15 protein-coding genes and 1 pseudogene are annotated in these 16711 nt (G+C 65.1%); 7 read left to right on the top strand and 9 right to left on the bottom strand.

The genetic code is table 11. The features are described 5' to 3' along the window. Positions 1-30: 30 nt before the first annotated feature. The 3 genes from O0K41_RS00285 to O0K41_RS00275 form a co-directional block, all read right to left on the bottom strand. Positions 31-2679: an excinuclease ABC subunit UvrA gene (locus tag O0K41_RS00285; RefSeq protein ID WP_164221265.1), complete on the bottom strand. Its 2649-nt coding sequence runs from the start codon at positions 2677-2679 to the stop codon at positions 31-33. Between the two features lie 93 nt (positions 2680-2772). Beyond that, complete coding sequence (locus O0K41_RS00280; RefSeq protein ID WP_164221263.1) at positions 2773-3141, bottom strand: hypothetical protein; 369 nt, start codon at positions 3139-3141, stop codon at positions 2773-2775. 40 nt (positions 3142-3181) lie between these two features. Beyond that, entirely contained in the window at positions 3182-3613 is a 432-nt protein-coding gene (locus O0K41_RS00275) for a BLUF domain-containing protein (protein WP_005413499.1), read from the bottom strand. A 170-nt stretch (positions 3614-3783) separates the two neighbouring features. Between O0K41_RS00275 and O0K41_RS00270 the strand changes: the two genes are divergently transcribed. Continuing rightward, entirely contained in the window at positions 3784-4029 is a 246-nt protein-coding gene (locus O0K41_RS00270; protein ID WP_005409734.1) for a hypothetical protein, read from the top strand. A gap of 392 nt (positions 4030-4421) precedes the next feature. On the opposite strand, the gene O0K41_RS00265 is transcribed toward O0K41_RS00270, so the two are convergent. Together O0K41_RS00265 and O0K41_RS00260 are read right to left on the bottom strand one after the other, a co-directional pair. Then, positions 4422-5291: a methylenetetrahydrofolate reductase gene (locus tag O0K41_RS00265; protein WP_164221261.1), complete on the bottom strand. Its 870-nt coding sequence runs from the start codon at positions 5289-5291 to the stop codon at positions 4422-4424. Beyond that, positions 5291-6205, bottom strand: coding sequence for a LysR family transcriptional regulator (locus O0K41_RS00260; RefSeq protein ID WP_024956807.1), 915 nt, complete (start codon positions 6203-6205; stop codon positions 5291-5293). The genes O0K41_RS00265 and O0K41_RS00260 overlap by 1 nt, the downstream gene beginning before the upstream one ends. Before the next feature lie 75 nt (positions 6206-6280). Between O0K41_RS00260 and msuE the strand changes: the two genes are divergently transcribed. The 3 genes from msuE to O0K41_RS00245 are packed head-to-tail and all read left to right on the top strand — an operon-like array spanning position 6281 to position 8976. Continuing rightward, a complete protein-coding gene (msuE, locus tag O0K41_RS00255; protein WP_164221260.1) occupies positions 6281-6868 on the top strand; it encodes an FMN reductase in 588 nt (195 codons plus the stop codon). Between the two features lie 56 nt (positions 6869-6924). Continuing rightward, positions 6925-7902 carry a DUF1852 domain-containing protein gene (locus O0K41_RS00250; RefSeq protein WP_049450720.1) on the top strand — a complete coding sequence of 326 codons (978 nt, stop codon included), beginning with the start codon at positions 6925-6927 and terminating at the stop codon, positions 7900-7902. 39 nt (positions 7903-7941) lie between these two features. Next, complete coding sequence (locus O0K41_RS00245; protein WP_012480323.1) at positions 7942-8976, top strand: methionine synthase; 1035 nt, start codon at positions 7942-7944, stop codon at positions 8974-8976. Here O0K41_RS00245 and O0K41_RS00240 read toward each other — a convergent pair. The 4 genes and pseudogenes from O0K41_RS00240 to O0K41_RS00225 all read right to left on the bottom strand — a co-directional run bounded on the left by O0K41_RS00240 (position 8933) and on the right by O0K41_RS00225 (position 12925). After that, positions 8933-9502, bottom strand: coding sequence for a hypothetical protein (locus O0K41_RS00240; RefSeq protein WP_239503523.1), 570 nt, complete (start codon positions 9500-9502; stop codon positions 8933-8935). The genes O0K41_RS00245 and O0K41_RS00240 overlap by 44 nt on opposite strands. 84 nt (positions 9503-9586) lie before the next feature. Next, positions 9587-10399 carry a trypsin-like serine protease gene (locus tag O0K41_RS00235; protein ID WP_164221258.1) on the bottom strand — a complete coding sequence of 271 codons (813 nt, stop codon included), beginning with the start codon at positions 10397-10399 and terminating at the stop codon, positions 9587-9589. A 245-nt stretch (positions 10400-10644) separates the two neighbouring features. After that, positions 10645-11793: a serine hydrolase domain-containing protein gene (locus O0K41_RS00230; protein ID WP_043033420.1), complete on the bottom strand. Its 1149-nt coding sequence runs from the start codon at positions 11791-11793 to the stop codon at positions 10645-10647. A 128-nt stretch (positions 11794-11921) separates the two neighbouring features. After that, positions 11922-12925 (bottom strand): annotated as a pseudogene (locus O0K41_RS00225) (PHB depolymerase family esterase). A 196-nt stretch (positions 12926-13121) separates the two neighbouring features. Here O0K41_RS00225 and O0K41_RS00220 point away from each other — a divergent pair. Genes O0K41_RS00220 through O0K41_RS00210 form a run of 3 tightly spaced genes read left to right on the top strand, consistent with a single transcriptional unit; the run spans position 13122 to position 16704 of the window. Further along, the gene (locus O0K41_RS00220; RefSeq protein ID WP_308304409.1) at positions 13122-15320 is read left to right on the top strand and encodes a TonB-dependent receptor; all 2199 of its coding nucleotides are present in this window, start codon (positions 13122-13124) and stop codon (positions 15318-15320) included. A gap of 32 nt (positions 15321-15352) precedes the next feature. Beyond that, on the top strand, positions 15353-16231 hold the full coding sequence (locus O0K41_RS00215) for an alpha/beta hydrolase (protein WP_060380442.1): 879 nt from the start codon (positions 15353-15355) through the stop codon (positions 16229-16231). Continuing rightward, a complete protein-coding gene (locus tag O0K41_RS00210; RefSeq protein WP_149501119.1) occupies positions 16228-16704 on the top strand; it encodes a MaoC family dehydratase in 477 nt (158 codons plus the stop codon). Before O0K41_RS00215 ends, O0K41_RS00210 begins: the two co-directional genes overlap by 4 nt. Positions 16705-16711 lie beyond the last annotated feature (7 nt).

Raw genomic sequence — 16711 nt, 5'->3', positions numbered from 1 at the left:
CCGAGGGTGATGGCCGGGCATGGCTCGGCCCTACAGAGGAGCCAGCTCGCGCGCAAGGAAAGGCGCTGTCCTGCTTCCCCGTGCGCGGGCCACCTGTTGCGGCGTTCCCTTCGCCACGATGGTGCCACCCGCGCTGCCTGCGCCCGGCCCGACGTCAATCACCCAGTCCGCCTGGGCGACCGCCCGCATGTCATGCTCGATCATCACCACCGTATTTCCTGCGTCGACCAGCCGCTGCAGCTGAACCAGCAGCCTGTCCGCATCCGACGCGTGCAGGCCGGTGGTGGGTTCGTCCAGCACGTAAAGCGTGCGCCCGCGCTGGCTGCGCTGCAGCTCAGTGGCCAGCTTGATGCGCTGGGCCTCGCCGCCTGAAAGCTCCGTGGCCGGCTGGCCCAGCCTCAGGTAACCCAGGCCGATGTCCTGCAGCAGCTGCAACGGCCGGGCAATGACCTCTTCCGCCATGAAGAATGCATGCGCCTGGTCCACGGTCATCTGCAGGACCTCGGCGATGTTGCGGTCATTCCATAGCACCTTCAGCGTGGCCTCGTTGTAGCGGGCGCCGTGGCAGGTGGGGCATGGGGCATAGACGCTGGGCATGAACAGCAGTTCGACACTCACGAAACCCTCGCCTTCGCAGGTTTCGCATCGGCCCTTGGCTACGTTGAACGAGAAACGACCCGCATCGAAGCGACGACGACGTGCGGCGGGCGTCGCCGCGAACAGTTTGCGCACGTGATCGAACAGCCCGGTATAGGTGGCCAGGTTGGAGCGTGGCGTGCGGCCGATCGGCTTCTGGTCGACCTGCACGACCCGCTGGATGGCGTCCACATCACCGGCCAACTGGCCACGGGTGGTTTCCATCACCGTCGGCCCGTCGTCCGGCGACGCCTCGGCGCCATCGTCCGCGGGTTCATGCCCCAGGTGCAGCAGCATCAGCTCGGGCAAGGCCTGTGCCATCAGGCTGGACTTGCCCGACCCCGAAATGCCGGTCACCGCCGTCAGCAATCCCAGCGGCACCTGCGCGTCCACACCGTGCAGGTTGTGGCGATGGATGCCCTTCAGTTCCAGCCAGTTCGCGGCGCTTCGCTGGCGGCTGGCAGGCGCAGGCACCTGGTCGAACAGATACCGGGCCGTGCGCGAATCCTGCACCTGGCGCAGGCCATCGGGCTCGCCGCTGTAGAGCACGCGCCCTCCCCGCTCGCCGGCCTCCGGGCCCACGTCCACCAGCCACTGCGCGCGGCGCATCAGCTCCAGATCGTGCTCGACCACGAACACCGAATTTCCGCCATCACGCAGCCGGTCCAATGCGTCGTACAGCGCCTGGCTGTCGGCGGGATGCAGTCCGGCCGAAGGCTCGTCGAGCACGTACAGCACACCAAACAGCAACGAGCTGAGCTGCGTGGCCAGCCGCAGGCGCTGCAGTTCGCCGGCGGATAGCGTGGGCGTGGCGCGGTCCAGCGAGAGATAGCCCAGGCCAAGCTCGCGCAGTTGCCGTACCCGCCCCATGACTCCGCCCGCCAGCCGCTGTGCGGCCAGCCGCTTCTCTTCGGACAGGGCCGAGGTCAGGCGCACGTCGGGGGCGCCCTCGTGCGTCGCGCGGCCACTCGCGGCGCGCCGGGCACGATCGCGGGGTGTCGCATGCCTGCTGATAGGTGCACCCTTGCTGTGTGCGCCGAAATCACCTTCCGCGATGGGCTCCAGCAGATCCGCCAGTTGATCCAGGGGCAACCGCATGAACTCACCGATATCCACGCCCGCGAAGGTGACCGAGAGCGCTTCCGGCTTCAGGCGCTTTCCGTGGCAGACCGGGCACAGCTTGCCTTCCATGTAGCGGGAAACCCGTTTGCGCATCAGCGCGCTCTGAGTGTTGGCGAAGGTATGCAGCACATAGCGACGCGCGCCGGTGTATGTACCCATGTAGCTCGGCTCGAGCTTTCGCTTGAGCGCAGCCCGGGTCTCGGCAGGCGTGAAGCCTGCATAGACCGGCACGGTGGGCGTTTCCTCCGTGAACAGGATCCACTCCCGATCCTTCTTCGGCAGCTTCTTCCACGGTACGTCGATGTCGTAGCCGAGCGTGACCAGGATGTCGCGCAGGTTCTGGCCATGCCAGGCCGGCGGCCAGGAGGCGATGGCGCGCTCGCGGATGCTCAGCGACGGATCCGGCACCATCAAGGCTTCCGTCACCTCGTAGACGTGCCCCAGCCCGTGACAGGTGCTGCAGGCGCCCTGCGGGGTATTGGGCGAAAAGTCCTCGGCGTAAAGCATCGGCTGGTTGGCCGGGTATGCACCTGCACGCGAATACATCATGCGCACCAGGCTGGACAGCGTAGTGACGCTGCCCACCGATGAGCGCGCGTTGCTGGCGCCGCGCTGCTGCTGCAGGGCCACTGCGGGCGGCAACCCGTCGATGGCGTCCACATCGGGCACGCCGGCCTGGTCGATCAGACGCCGTGCATACGGCGCAACTGACTCAAAGTAGCGCCGCTGCGCCTCCGCGAAGATCGTGCCGAACGCCAGCGATGACTTGCCGGAGCCCGAAACACCGGAAAACACCACCAATGCGTTGCGCGGGATGGAGACGTCGACATTCCTGAGGTTGTGCTCGCGCGCGCCGCGCACCTCGACGCAACCGCTGGCAGCGGCGGCACATGACGATTCACCAAAGGGGGGATTGGACATCTTCGCGATCCTGCGGGCAGTGAGCGGCGCGCGTAGGGGCGCGCCCGATGGTGCATTTTCGCTGCTGCGGGGTGAATGCGAGTGATGGCGCGGTCACACCATGGTGCGCCGATACGACTGATCGAGCGTAACGGTGCGAACCAGGCGGCCGCGATTGTAGAAATGCAGCACCGGCTCACTCAACGTCACGTCAGCCGGAACCAGGTTCATGCCTTCGTAGCCGACCACGACCGGCTCCCCATCGTCCGACGGGAACAACCCGCGATGCCATCCGCATATCAGCCAGGCATCCTGACCCGATGCCTGTGGCGTTACCCGCGTTGAATTGACGGCTGGATCCGAATCGGTACAGAGATTTCGCGTGGAGGAGCATGCCGTGAACCTTTCTGGCGGCGGCAGCGGGGAATCGGCAAGCGCCGGGCCCGCAGCAAATGGGGCGATGAGCGTAATGAAAGCCTTCATGTCGCTGCACATCTAAAAGGAGCGGCCGCCGAACCGCAAACTAAGCGGCGTGCACGTGGGGCTCAACCGCAGCGGCCAGCACATCAATACCCCACGCGGAACCCGCAATCTCCTCGGGCTGGCTTCTCTTGAAGCGTGACCAGTCGGCCCTGGCAAGTCGGCCGACCAGAAGCTGGTCGGCAGGAAGCTGGTGCATCGACCAATAGGGGAACTGCCGGGTAGAGACACGCCCCCGGGCCAGCTCCACCACATCCGTGTGGCTGGTCGATTGCAGCACCCGCTCGTAGACGCTGGCCACCCCATCTTCCGGCCCTTCGAAGTACTGCACGAATCGCGTGCCGTCATGCAGCAGCACGCCTGTCACCCCTGCAAGCTTGTTGAACCTCGCAGCATCGGTGACGAGTGCTTCCAGGCGGTCAATCGAAAGGCCTTCAACGGCCTGGCTTGCGTATACAACGGCCCGGATGGGCATGGACTTCGCCTTGAATGCAGGGCCACGTCGGCACCTATTCACACTCTAGCACCCGGCGCAAGTCCGGGCCGTGATGCGTATTCTTAATTCTTCAGAATACGGTTCGCGCCTAGCAGCGCGACAGGCGGCATGATGAACGCCCCCGTACGTTCAGGGCTTTATTCATCTTCATGCGCGACATCGGACAGTTCTATGTAAACAGCGTCGAAGGAGTGGCGCGTGAGGATGGCACCCTGCTGCAGGTCACCCGGATCGATTGTTCCTGCCTGAAGTGTTCAAGGCAGTTCCGCGCCATTCCTGATCATGGCCTCGTCGACCTCAACGGCGCTGCTTCGCTCAGTTGCCCAGGCTGTGGCAACCACCAGTCCGTCAGCCGGGCGCGGCTGGAGGAGTTCGTGCTGCGTAGTGATCCATGAGCTGAAGCGCGCCGTTTCTCGACACTGTGCCAACCCTGTCGACACCTTCGCCTCGCATCTTCCCGTAGTGCACCCACAACGGCGTTCCAATGAGTCATACCGGCCTATTCAAGATCAGGGACCTCACCTACACGCCAGGCGCGGAGGGCGACCTGGCCCGTGCCCTGCAGATCGAAGCCACCTGCACGGCCTGCGGCGCAACCAGCGTCTGGGCCGAGCAGGAAATGGAGCATGTGCGAGGAGGAACCGTGCTTGCGTGCCGGACGTGCGGTACGCGCCAGGCCATCAGCAATGCGGGCCTGATCAGTACCCCGTCAGGGATACGCCACCGCCGGGGCTGAGCGGGGCGGCACCGGGCCATGCGCTGCCCGGCAGGCACGATTGATGGCCTGTCAGCGGCGGGCAACCGATGGCAGCGCCCGATGCTGTTTGATCCAGTCCAACGACTGGGCAATTCCACCGAACGGAAAGAAGTGCGGGCTGACCAACCCGTGGGCATCAGTCAAACCGCCCGCCAGACGGTCCACGAACACCTCCGGGCCCGCGCTGCCCAGCAACCGGCCGATCGAGATGCCATACCGGGACAGCATCAATGCACTGGCCCCCACCCCACACATTGCGGCGTAACGTACCAGCCGCGCGATGCTTGCCGGGCCCGGCACGCCGACCAGCACCGGAACGTGGATGCCACGGGCGCGCAGCGCGTGCAACCAGGCCAGGACGATGTCGGCATCGAAGGCGAACTGCGTGATGATCATTGGCGCCATGCCGCGCGCTTCGATGGACTGGCACTTGTGTTCCAGTACCTGCCAGCACGCGCCACTGCCCAGGACCGAATGGCCATCGGGGTGACCGCCGATGGCGACGACCTTGATACCGGCCCTCTCCAGAAGGCCGCTCTCGATGATCGAAGCGCTGTCAGCAAACGGTCCGGCGGGCGTGGCCAGGTCGCCGGCGATCACCAAGCACTGGGCGACACCTGCCTCGTTGGCGGCACGCTGCAGGAAGCGCTCAAGCACCGCACGCGACCCGATGCGCCGCGCCGAGAGATGCGGCATCGGCTCGAAGCCCAGTTCACGCACCCTGCGCGCCGCTGCCAGGCGTGCGTCGTCGTCCTCGCTGGCCAGCCAGGGAATGGAGATCGTGGTGCCACGCGGAATGCGGGTGGCTTCGGCACCCAGCGCCGGCATGGCCCTGGCGCTCACCTCCAGCGAAAAAGCATCAAGGAAGGCCTGCACCCGCGGCGACGTAGGCGCGGACATCACGCGCCCACGCCTGCATTGCTGGCCAGGGGCGAACTGTTCCGCGCCAGTTCGATGAAGGCCTGCAGATAGTCGATGCTGGTATCGGCTTCGCGCGCACCCAGATAGATCTGCTTGGGAATGCCTTTCGCACCGAGGCGCACCGGCACCACGTCCATGCGGGTGGCGTACTCTTCCACCAGCCAGCGCGGCATGGCGGCCACGCCACGACCGCTGGCCACCATCTGCATCATGATGTCGGTGGTTTCAATGGCCTTGTGCCGTCGCGGCGTGATGCCGGCCGGCAGCAGGAACTGGTTGTAGATGTCCAGGCGCTCGAACGGCACCGGATAGCTGATCAGCACTTCCTGGCCGAGCTGGCGCGGCTTCACGTAATCCACCTTGGCAAGGGCGTGGTTCCTGGCCACCACCAGCACCTGCTCGTAGTCGAACACGGGAATGAACTTGAGGCCTGGCTTCAGCAGTGGATCGGGGGTAACCAGCAGGTCGATCTCGTAGCCGAACAGCGCGCCGATGCCGCCGAACTGGAATTTCTGCTTGACGTCCACATCCACATCCGGCCACGCGGCCAGGTACGGCGAGACGATCTTCAGCAGCCACTGGTAGCAGGGATGGCATTCCATGCCGATGCGCAGCGCGCCGCGCTCGCCCTGTGCGAACTGGCCCAACCGCTCCTCGGCCAGATCCAGCTGCGGCAGCACGCGGTTGGCGACGGCCAGCAGGTATTGCCCGGCCTGGGTCAGGCGCAGGCTGCGGCCTTCGCGCAGCCATACATCAGTGCCCAGCTGCTGCTCCAGCTTCTTCATGCTGTGGCTCAGGGCCGACTGGGTCAGGTTGAGTACGCCGGCGGCCGCGGTAAGCGAGCCCTGCTGCTCGACCTGCTGCACGATGCTGAGGTGGATCCGCTCCAGCATGACGATGAATCCTGCTCATGGATAGGTGAAGTAATACCATTTTACGTCATGGAAGGGCATGGCTAGCATCGGGTCATGCTTTCACCTGCCCGCCCCCTTCGAATCGTCGCCGTGTCCGGCGGATTGCAGCGCCCCTCCAAGGCCGCCACCCTGGCCGAGCATCTGATGGGCCTGATCGGCGAGGACATCCACAGCGAGCAGCACCTGGTCGAACTGGGCGCACTGGCCCCGCAGCTGGCCGGTGCGCTCTGGCGTTCGCAGTTGCCCGACACCGTGGAACGCCAGTTGACCACCGTCGAGCAGGCCGATGTGCTGGTGGTGAGCACGCCGGTCTATCGCGGCTCGTACACAGGGCTGTTCAAGCATTTCTTCGACTTCGTCCACCAGGACGCACTGGTCGACACCCCCATCCTGCTGGCCGCGACCGGCGGCAGCGAGCGCCATTCGCTGGTGATCGACCATCAGCTGCGCCCGCTCTTCAGCTTCTTCCAGGCGCGCACCCTGCCGCTGGGCGTCTACGCCACCGACCGCGATTTCGCCGACGGTCGCGTGCACAACGACGCCCTGGTCGAGCGCGCACGGCTGGCGGTGCGGCGGGCCATGCCGCTGCTGGACCTGCCTCGCCAGCGCGCCGCCGACCTGGAAGCGGCCGCAGCACTTTGAATGCCGGATGCCCTCGCCCGCATCCGGATGTCACCCCGCACTACGGAACGCCACCCATGACGACCGACACCTTCACCTTCAGCATCACGCAGATCCCCTTCAACGAGGATTACCAGCCTGCCGACGGGACGCGCATCACCACCAATTTCGCCAACCTGGCCCGCGGCGCGTCCCGCCAGGAAAACCTGCGCAACACGATCAGCATGATCAACAACCGCTTCAACGATCTGGCGCACTGGGACAACCCCAGCGCGGATCGCTACGCGGTCGAGCTGGACATCATCTCGGTGGAGATGCACATCGGCAACAGCGATGGCGGCGATCCGTTCCCGCTGATCGAAGTGCTGCGCCCGACCATCGTCGACACCCGCACCGGCGCGCGTACCGAAGGCATCGTCGGCAACAATTTCTCGTCCTACGTGCGCGACTACGACTTCAGCGTGGTGCTGCCGGCCAGCAACGAAGGGAAGGCCACCTTTGGCATTCCGGAGGGCTTTGGCGACCTGCATGGCAAGCTGTTCAAGCATTTCCTGGAGTCCGAGGCCTACCGCGCCAACTTCAGCAAGGGGCCGGTAATCTGCATCAGCGTATCCAGCAGCAAGACCTACCACCGCACCGAGAACCACCATCCGATCCTGGGTGTGGAGTATCGCCAGGGCGAGTTCTCTCCCACTGACCAGTACTTCGACAAGATGGGCCTGCAGGTGCGCTACTTCATGCCGCCGGGCAGCGTCGCACCGCTGGCGTTCTACTTCCAGGGCGACCTGCTGGGCGACTACTCGAACCTGGAGCTGATCGGCACCATCAGCACGATGGAGGCCTTCCAGAAGATCTACCGCCCGGAGATCTACAACGCCAATTCCGTGGCCGGCAAGGTCTACCAGCCCAGCCTGAAGCACCAGGATTACTCCTCCACCCGCATCGTCTACGACCGCGAAGAGCGCAGCCAGCTGGCGGTCAAGCAGGGCCGGTTCACCGAAGAACACTTCATCAAGCCGTACCGCGCCGTGCTTGAGCAGTGGGCTGCCCGCTGATCCATTGATTCCCCATTCGCCCCCAGGAAACCAGACGCAATGTCGACGAAGAAACTGCTTCCCACCTCCACCGCAGGCAGCCTGCCCAAGCCCTCCTGGCTGGCCGAGCCCGAGAAGCTCTGGTCACCCTGGAAGCTGCAGGACGACGGCCTGACTGAAGGCAAGCAGGATGCACTGCGCCTGTCCCTGCAGGAGCAGCAGCACGCCGGCATCGACATCGTCAGCGACGGCGAACAGACCCGGCAGCACTTCGTCACCACTTTCATCGAGCACCTCAGCGGTGTCGATTTCGAGAAGCGCGAAACGGTCCGCATCCGCAACCGCTACGATGCCAGCGTGCCGACCGTGGTCGGCGCCGTGAGCCGTCCGAAGCCGGTGTTCGTCGAGGATGCGAAGTTCCTGCGCCGCCAGACCACGCAGCCGATCAAGTGGGCCCTGCCCGGCCCGATGACCATGATCGATACGCTGTACGACGCGCACTACAAGAGCCGCGAAAAGCTGGCCTGGGAGTTCGCGAAGATCCTCAACGAGGAAGCGAAGGAGCTGGAAGCCGCTGGCGTCGACATCATCCAGTTCGATGAGCCGGCCTTCAACGTGTTCTTCGACGAAGTGAACGACTGGGGCGTGGCCGCGCTGGAGCGTGCGGTTGAGGGCCTGAAGTGCCAGACGGCGGTGCACATCTGCTACGGCTATGGCATCAAGGCCAACACCGACTGGAAGCAGACACTGGGCTCGGAATGGCGGCAGTATGAAGAATCGTTCCCCAAGCTGCAGACCTCAAGCATCGACATCATCTCGCTGGAATGCCAGAACTCGCACGTACCGATCGACCTGATCGAACTGGTGCGCGGCAAGACGGTGATGGTGGGCGCCATCGACGTAGCCTCCAATACGGTGGAAACGCCGGAAGACGTGGCCAACACCCTGCGCAGGGCGCTGCAGTTCGTGGATGCCGACAAGCTCTACCCGAGCACCAACTGCGGCATGGCGCCGCTTGCGCGGGAAGTGGCACGCGGCAAGCTGCGCGCGCTCAGCGAAGGGGCCAGGATCGTGCGTGAGGAGCTTTCGGCGTAATCCTGGCTGGGGAGGTGTTCCCGTTTCGGTGCGGCCAGGATGGATTCTGGCCGGGTACAGACCAGGTTCCACCTCGTCCCTGCACCTCGGGTCTGGCGGCCATCACGCGCGGCCGTGGCGCCAGCGCTTCCTTGATCCGCCCCATCTCGCTTGCGCCGGCCTCGGCCAGGCGCCGGGCCTGCTGCCGCTGCTTCCGCGTCAGTGGCGGCGCGGACACGGCGCCCGATTCGGGCGCGCTCTGCACCAGTCGGGCGACGGCGTCACGCAGTGGCAGTTGTGGGCAGAGCCGCGCCGCGCACCAGCGCTCGGCGTAGCGCTTCGCCTGGCGGGCGCTGGCGACGGACACGACCTTGCTCTGTGACATCCTGCGTGCGTCCAGTTTCAGGCGGAACCCGAGCACGGCATGCGGCACGATACTGGCCACCGAACGGCCGTTCCACCACAGATCCCAGCGCTCACCGCTCTGCACCCAGCCGGACGGCCGGGTGACGATCATGAAATCTGGACGGTGAAATGATGAGCCCATGATGGGAAGCATACGAACGCCCGTCGCACCGGCTGAGATCAGGGCAACGCCCCCCCTGCACTGCTACGCCTCCACGAAAAGCAATCAATGTGACGCGTCACGGCTGATGCTTTCGATCCAGTCGATGTAGCGCGATACGCGAACGTTGTAGACCACCTGGCCATAGAACCCCGCCTCGAACGCATGCTCTGGAACCGCAGTGATCCACGAACCAAGCCCCACCAGCTGCGGCGTTCCGTGATCATCAATCACCAGCGGACCGCCGCTGTCACCGTTGCCGAGAACCCCCTCCAGCGGCAGGGCCTGCGGTGGCGGATCGAACCGGTACCAGAGATACCGTTCGTTGCCGCCGGTAATCGCGTTGAATGCCCGCCGCAGGGTCGTGCGATGCGGGCCGCCCGGCACCAGCCCTACGACGCCATTGCCGGTAGCCCCCTTTCCTATCAGGGCCGCGATCTGCGCGACTTCGGCAGCACCGCGATAGAGCGCTACGGGCTGTACATCCTTTACAGCAGTCGCAAGCCTGATCAGTGCGATGTCATCCGATGCTGCCAGGAACGCGTGGATCCTGGAGGGATTTCCTGTCGCCAGCGCCTCCTTGCCCAGGGCCTCCGGCATTCTTCTGAAACCGGGATGCACGAAGACGCGCTCGACCGCATAGGCGCGTCCATTGATGGAGATGGATTCTTCCATCCCTTCCATGGGTGCCGCATGCGCTGCGGTCAGTACCCAGCGCGGGGCGATGAGAACGCCATGTCCTTCACCCGGCATGTCAGCCAGCGCCGGGAAGACAGAGGCATCGATCTGATACCGGGCGTCGTCAACGTCATCACGGATGACCACGGCACCGGCAGTGAACGGGAGCGCAGCAAGCGCCAGGAAAAGCCAGCGGTTCATGGGGTCGTCATCCCTGCGGTCGATCGCTATAGCCTAGCCGAGGGCATTGCCGCGGCGCAGACCATGCGACCAACGATGATATCCAGCGACGAACGCCAGGAATGCGAGCGCAAAGCCCTGCGGCCGACAGCCGCCGGGGCCGAGCAGTCTGTCCAGATCGGTTCCAGGCTTGTCCGACACGTCGTCCTGCGAAGCCACATTGGTGCACGGACCGGGCCGCGTGGGCCCGAGCCTCAGCGGGCGGTTCAACGCGCCGCGATTCTCCCGACCAGGGTATCGATCGCCGCCTCCATGGCACGCGCGGTCCGGTCGCCGCTCTGGTTGGTGATCACGAAGATGCCCAGATCGTGCTCAGGCATGATGTAGATGTAGCACTGCGAGCGTGGAACGCCACCGTGGTGGGCGTAATAGACACCCTTCTGGCGATCGCCAGCGACGATGTTCCAGAAATAGCCGATGCTGAACTCGTCGTCGAATCTGGCCAGAGTGCGATGCGATTCCTGCACCACCGGGCCGTTGGCCAGCTGGAACTGAAGGTATTTCACCATGTCGGGCACTGTTGCCTTGACGTTGCCGGAAGCGCCCCATGGCAACTGTGGCATCGGCGAGGTCGGCACCGGATTGTCGCTGTGGTAGCCGATGGCAAGACGGTCTTTTTCCGCATTCCCCAGCTTGATCCCGATGCTGGTCATTGCTGCGGCGTCGCTGAAGAAGCCACGCAGCAATGACGTGTAGTCGGTCTTGTAGACGCCTTCCAGAATGTGGGCCGTCAGCTCCGTCCCAGCACTGGAGTAGGCGTACTCTTTCCCGGGCATCCGTGGGATCCGCACGGCGTGCAGATCCCGCAGGAAATCCGGCTTGCCGTAATGCGCATAGAGGGCACTGAGTTCACCGGGCACGCGGTGATCGGTGAAGTCCTCCAACACGGTGTTCGCCCGCTCCGGCAGCATGTTCGGCAGGCCACTGGTGTGTGACAGCAGGTGACGGACCCGTATGGGCTGGCCCTGGTACTGCAGGTTCGGATAGTCGCCCTGCAGGTAGCTGCGAACGTCATCCTCCAGGCCCACCCTGCCCTCAAGCACCGCACGGGCCATCAACGTGCCCGCCAGGGTCTTGCTCAGCGAGCCGATCTCATACAGCGTTGCGTCGGTCGGAACATCGGGCTTGCCGGCTACCATCTCGCCGCGGTGACGGATGAAGGTCTTGCCCCGGTACACCACGCCGATGGAGGCCGAGTGCAGCAAAGGCTGTTCAATCAGGGCATGGGCCGCCTCGTCGACCGCCGCCCCCACATCGTTCGGCGGTGCCTTCCTGCCCTCGCAGCCGACGGCAAGGAGCACTGCGGATAGCACGACGGCATTGAGCCATTGCCGGTTTCGGGCAGTCGTTGACATGGATTCCATGCGCCGGCGCTTGAAGGTCGTGGGAACGGGCGCTCACGATAATCGATTGCCATGAGCGGCTGAAGGTGCCATCCGGCACCTCCAGTCGCGCCCCTCCCTGGAAGGCCCCCTGCCCCCCGTCAGCACTGGTAGTCCTTCAGGAACAACCAGGTGATCAGCGTGGCGTCCGGCCCCTTCGGGTCGGTGAATGGCAGGCCCGACTGGCTGCCGCTCCAGGCATGCCCCATGCCCTGCACCACGTAGTGCTGGACCAGCGTCCTGCCACCGTAGGCGTAGGTGTCGACGGTATACCCGCGGCCGCCCGGCACCTGTCCGTGATAGGTGCTGGTCGGCACGTACTTCACCGAGTCGTTGTCCAGGCCGTCGTCGGCCAGGTCATTGGTCTGCAGGAACTGGCGCACGGCCTGCTGGCCGTTCACCGGATTGACGGTGAGATCGGCGCTGCCATGGAACACCAGCACCGGCAGCGGTCGCGGCGACGGCGAACCGAGCACTGCCACGCCAGGCGGCCATTGCTGTCCGGCGAATAGATGCTGCCGGCCAGCAGTGCGTAGGCGCTGCCGGAAATCGTGGTCGCGCCCTTGAACATGCCACCGGAGTGGATGGCGCCGGCAGCGAACACATCCGAATAGCAGGCCAGCATGATCGAGGTCATCGCACCACCTGCCGAAATGCCGGTGACATAGACTCGGCGCGGATCCACGCTGTAGTCCGCTTTCACCTTGTCCACGATGCCGGCCAGGATCGAGGCTTCGCCGCTGTCGCGGGCCTGGTTGATCGGCAGCTGCCAGTTCCAGCAGCGGGCCGGATTGGAGGTGACGTTCTGCCGGGGGTAGACCACGATGAACCCTTCGGTGTCGGCCACATCATTGAAGCCTGACGCCTCCCCCATCAGGTTGGGCCCGTTGACGCAGCCGTGCAGCACCAGCAGCAACGGTAGCGGCTGCTGGTCGTCGTAGCCCGCCGGCACCCACACCTGGTACTCGCGGGCGCCGAACAGATTGCCGTACAGGCCAATGTCCCAATGCCCGGCCGGGCCTGCGGCAAGGGCACTGCCCGCCATCGCCAGCCAACTGCACAGCACCAGCAGTACAACCTTGATCGAATCGATTCCGGATTTCATGGCCAGATCCTCATGCGTGAGTCGTGGATGAAGGGGTACCGGGACGCGCTTCCGGCTGGGGGCGCGCCCAGTATCCGCATCCAGCGGCCGCTGCCGACTGGACCTAGGTCCACTCGCCGCTGCGTGATGACACCGCTAGCCTTGGCTGCAGGATGGCAATGGGCCATCTGCAAGCAGCTGCCTGGGGGAGGACCGAATGAAACGGAATTGCCTGAGTCTCATGATCGGCGCATTGCTGGCCTCCGGGCCGGTACTGGCACAGGAAACGCCCCAGGCCACGCCGACGGCGGCCAGGACTGCATCACCCACCAACCTGGACAGCATCAAGGTCACCGCGCGCAAGCGCGAGGAAACCCTGCAGGAGGTCCCGGTAGCGGTTACCGCATTTACCTCCGAAGCGCTGGGCAAGATGAATGTCCAGGACATCAGCGACCTGGATGCGCAGGTGCCCAACCTGACCATCTACGCCGCCCGCGGTGCCAGCAGCACGGTCACCGCCTACATCCGTGGCATCGGCCAGTCCGACCCCACCTGGGGCGCCGATCCGGGCGTGGGCATCTACCTGGATGACGTCTACATCGCGCGCCCGCAGGGTGCGCTGCTGGATGTGTTCGATGTCTCGCGCATCGAGGTGCTGCGCGGCCCGCAGGGCACGCTCTACGGCAAGAACACCATCGGCGGCGCGATCAAGTACATCTCGCGCGGCCTGCCGACCCAGACCGAGGGCTTCGCCCAGGTCACCGTGGGCAACTACAGCCAGTTGGATGCCAAGGCAGCCATCGGCGGTCCGATCGGCGGTGCTGACAGCGGCCTGCGCGCCCGCGTGGCGGTGGCCAGCATGAACCACGACGGGTTTGGCGAGAACACTTTCAACGGCCAGCCGGTCAGTGACAAGCAGATCAACGCGGCACGCCTGAACCTGGGCGCGTATGCGGGCGACGACTTCGACGTGCAGTTCGCACTGGACTGGATCGACGATCAGTCCGGCATGCGCGGCTCGAAGATGCTGGCACCCAATCCGTTCCTGCGCGCCTACCCGCCGATGGACAGCCGCTATGACATCCGCTCGGGCATGCGCAACCTCAACAACGTGGAGAGCAAGGGCGCCTCGGCCACGGTGAACTGGCGGCCGAACGAAGACATCGCGCTGAAATACGTGGTCGCCAAGCGTGAATCGGACAGCGAGGCCAACATCGACTTCGATACCGCCCCGGTCAAGCTCGCCGACGTGGGTGGCACCTACCACGACGACCAGGTCAGCAACGAAGTGCAGTTGAACTACGATGCCGGCGGCCGGGTGCGCGGTGTGGTCGGCCTGTACCAGTTCAGTGGCGAGGCTGGCGGGCAGATCCAGAACAACTACTTCAGTGCCCAGTTCGCCGACAACCAGGGCAAGGTGCTGACCGACAGCATCGCGCTGTATGCGGACTGGACCTTCGACCTGACCCGCAGACTGAAGCTCGATGTCGGCGCCCGCTACACCGACGAGGACAAGCGCGCGATCGTGCTCAACCGCCTCTACGCCGACCCGGGCTTCAGCCGGCCGGTGGCGGTGACCGCCGATTTCGACAAGAAGACCAATTTCAGGAACGTCTCGCCCAAGGTCTCGCTGGACTACCAGATCACTCCGGACATCATGGTCTATGGCCTGGCGACGCGTGGCTTCAAGTCCGGCGGCTACAACATCCGCGCCAACGCGGTGGCGGTACCGCGCTCGGCGGAGCCGTTCGATGACGAGACCGTGGACAGCTATGAGGTCGGCAGCAAGATGGCCTTTCTCGACCAGCGCCTGTTCCTGAACCTGTCAGCGTTCTACAACAAGTACAAGGACATCCAGCTGTCGGTGTTCACCGGCCTGGATACCAATGGCGATGGCATCGATGATTCCTTCTTCGGCGATTTCACCAATGCCGGCGCCGGTACCGTCAAAGGCCTGGAGGTCGAGTATCAGTACCTGCCCAGCCAGCACTGGCTGATTTCCGGCAACCTGGCGTGGCTGGATACCAGATACGACGAGTACATCGACCGCGGCATCAACGTGGCCAGGCAGATGAAGTTCACCAATGCGCCGGAATTCTCCGGTGCGTTCAACGTGGAATACCGCACCGACCTGGCCAACGGCAGCAACCTGTCGGCACGGGTGAGCTACAGCTACCAGAGCGAAGTGTGGCCGACCACCGACCTCAGCCCGGTGATCCGCCAGCAGGATTACGGGCTGGTCAATGCCGGCGTCATCTGGCGCCTGGATGATGCGTGGACCTTCTCGTTGCAGGGCACCAACCTGGCCGACAAGGAATACCGCACTACTGGCTACAACATTCCTGCAGTCGGCACGCTGATTGGCTTCTATGGCCCGCCGCGCCAATATGCCCTCAGCGTCCGTTACGATTTCTAGCGCATCCGTTACGATCTTCAGGAAGCTTCTGCATGACGCAGTCTTACGACGACCTGTACTGGAACAGCGACGATGGCCTGCGCCTGCACGCGCGCGACCATGCAGCGGATGCCCGGCAGGCGCCCCGCGGCACCGTGGTCTGCATTCCCGGCCTGACCCGCAATGGTGCCGATTTCGACGCACTGGCCGAAACACTCACCGCCGAGGGATGGCGCGTGATCGCCGTCGACCTGCGTGGCCGCGCCGGTTCAGAACGTGCGCATGATCCGTCCAGCTACAACCCGCGCACCTACGCAGATGACATGGTCGCGCTGCTGCGCGCGCAGAACATCGACAAGGCGGTGTTCGTCGGCACCTCACTGGGCGTGCTGGTGACCATCACCCTCGCTTCGCGCGCGCCCGAGCGGGTCGCGGGCGCGGTGCTCAACGATGCCGGCCCCAGGGTGCCGCGTGAGGCGCTGGCACGGATCGGCAAGTACGCCGGCAAGCCGGTACCGCCGATGGACCTGGTGCAGGCCACGGCCTACGTGGAATCCATCGGCAAGGCCGCGTTCCCGCGCTTCAGCACCGACGACTGGCGGCAGATGGCCGTGCGCACCTTCCGCCCGCGCAGCGATGGCCTGCTGGAACTGGACTACGACCCAGCAGTGATCCGCACCACCCGGCCATGGCTGCTGTGGCTGTTGCGTCCGCTGCTGTGGCGTGCGGTTCGTGGGCTGACCGCACGGGTGCCGGTGCTGGTGGTGCGCGGCGCGCTGTCCGATATTCTGCCGGCCGATGTGGCGCGGCAGATGGCGGCCACCTCGGAAAGTGCCCGTCTGGTGGAAGTGCCCGATGTCGGCCACGCGCCGATGCTGTCCGAGCCAGAGGCACGTGACGCGATCCTTGCCTTGCTGGAGCGTGTGGTGTGAGTGCGGACAGCGACCTGCCTCCCGCCCTGCAGGCGGTGCAGCAGTGGGCCGCCAGTGAGCGGCTGAGTGGCCTGACCTGCCTGGACCAGGCGCGCATCGATGCCTTTGCCGACGCCACCGGCGACCACAACTGGATCCATGTCGATCCAGCGCGGGCGCAGGCGCAGATGCCGGGCGGGCGTACCATCGCACACGGCTTCCTGCTGCTCTCGCTGACGGTGGAGGACGATGTGGCCGCCCTGGCCGGCTTCCCCGGCATCGCCCATGTGCTCAACTACGGCTTGAACAAGGTCCGCTTCCTGGCGCCGGTGCCGAGCGGGTCCGAGGTGCGGGTACGCTCGCAGCTGGTGTCACTGGATGCGCGCCAGCCCGGCCAGTGGCTGCTGATCCAGCGCAAGGCCGTCGAGCGGGTCGCCGATGGCGAGCTGGCACTGGTCGCTGAGCAGCTGTCACTGATCGTGATCACGCCCTAGCACCACC

The sequence above is a fragment of the Stenotrophomonas sp. Sm2128 genome (assembly GCF_030985535.1).
GTDB classification, from domain to species: domain Bacteria; phylum Pseudomonadota; class Gammaproteobacteria; order Xanthomonadales; family Xanthomonadaceae; genus Stenotrophomonas; species Stenotrophomonas maltophilia.
The sequence above is the reverse complement of the archived record's forward strand: the minus strand, read 5'-3'. Positions and strand labels throughout refer to the sequence as shown.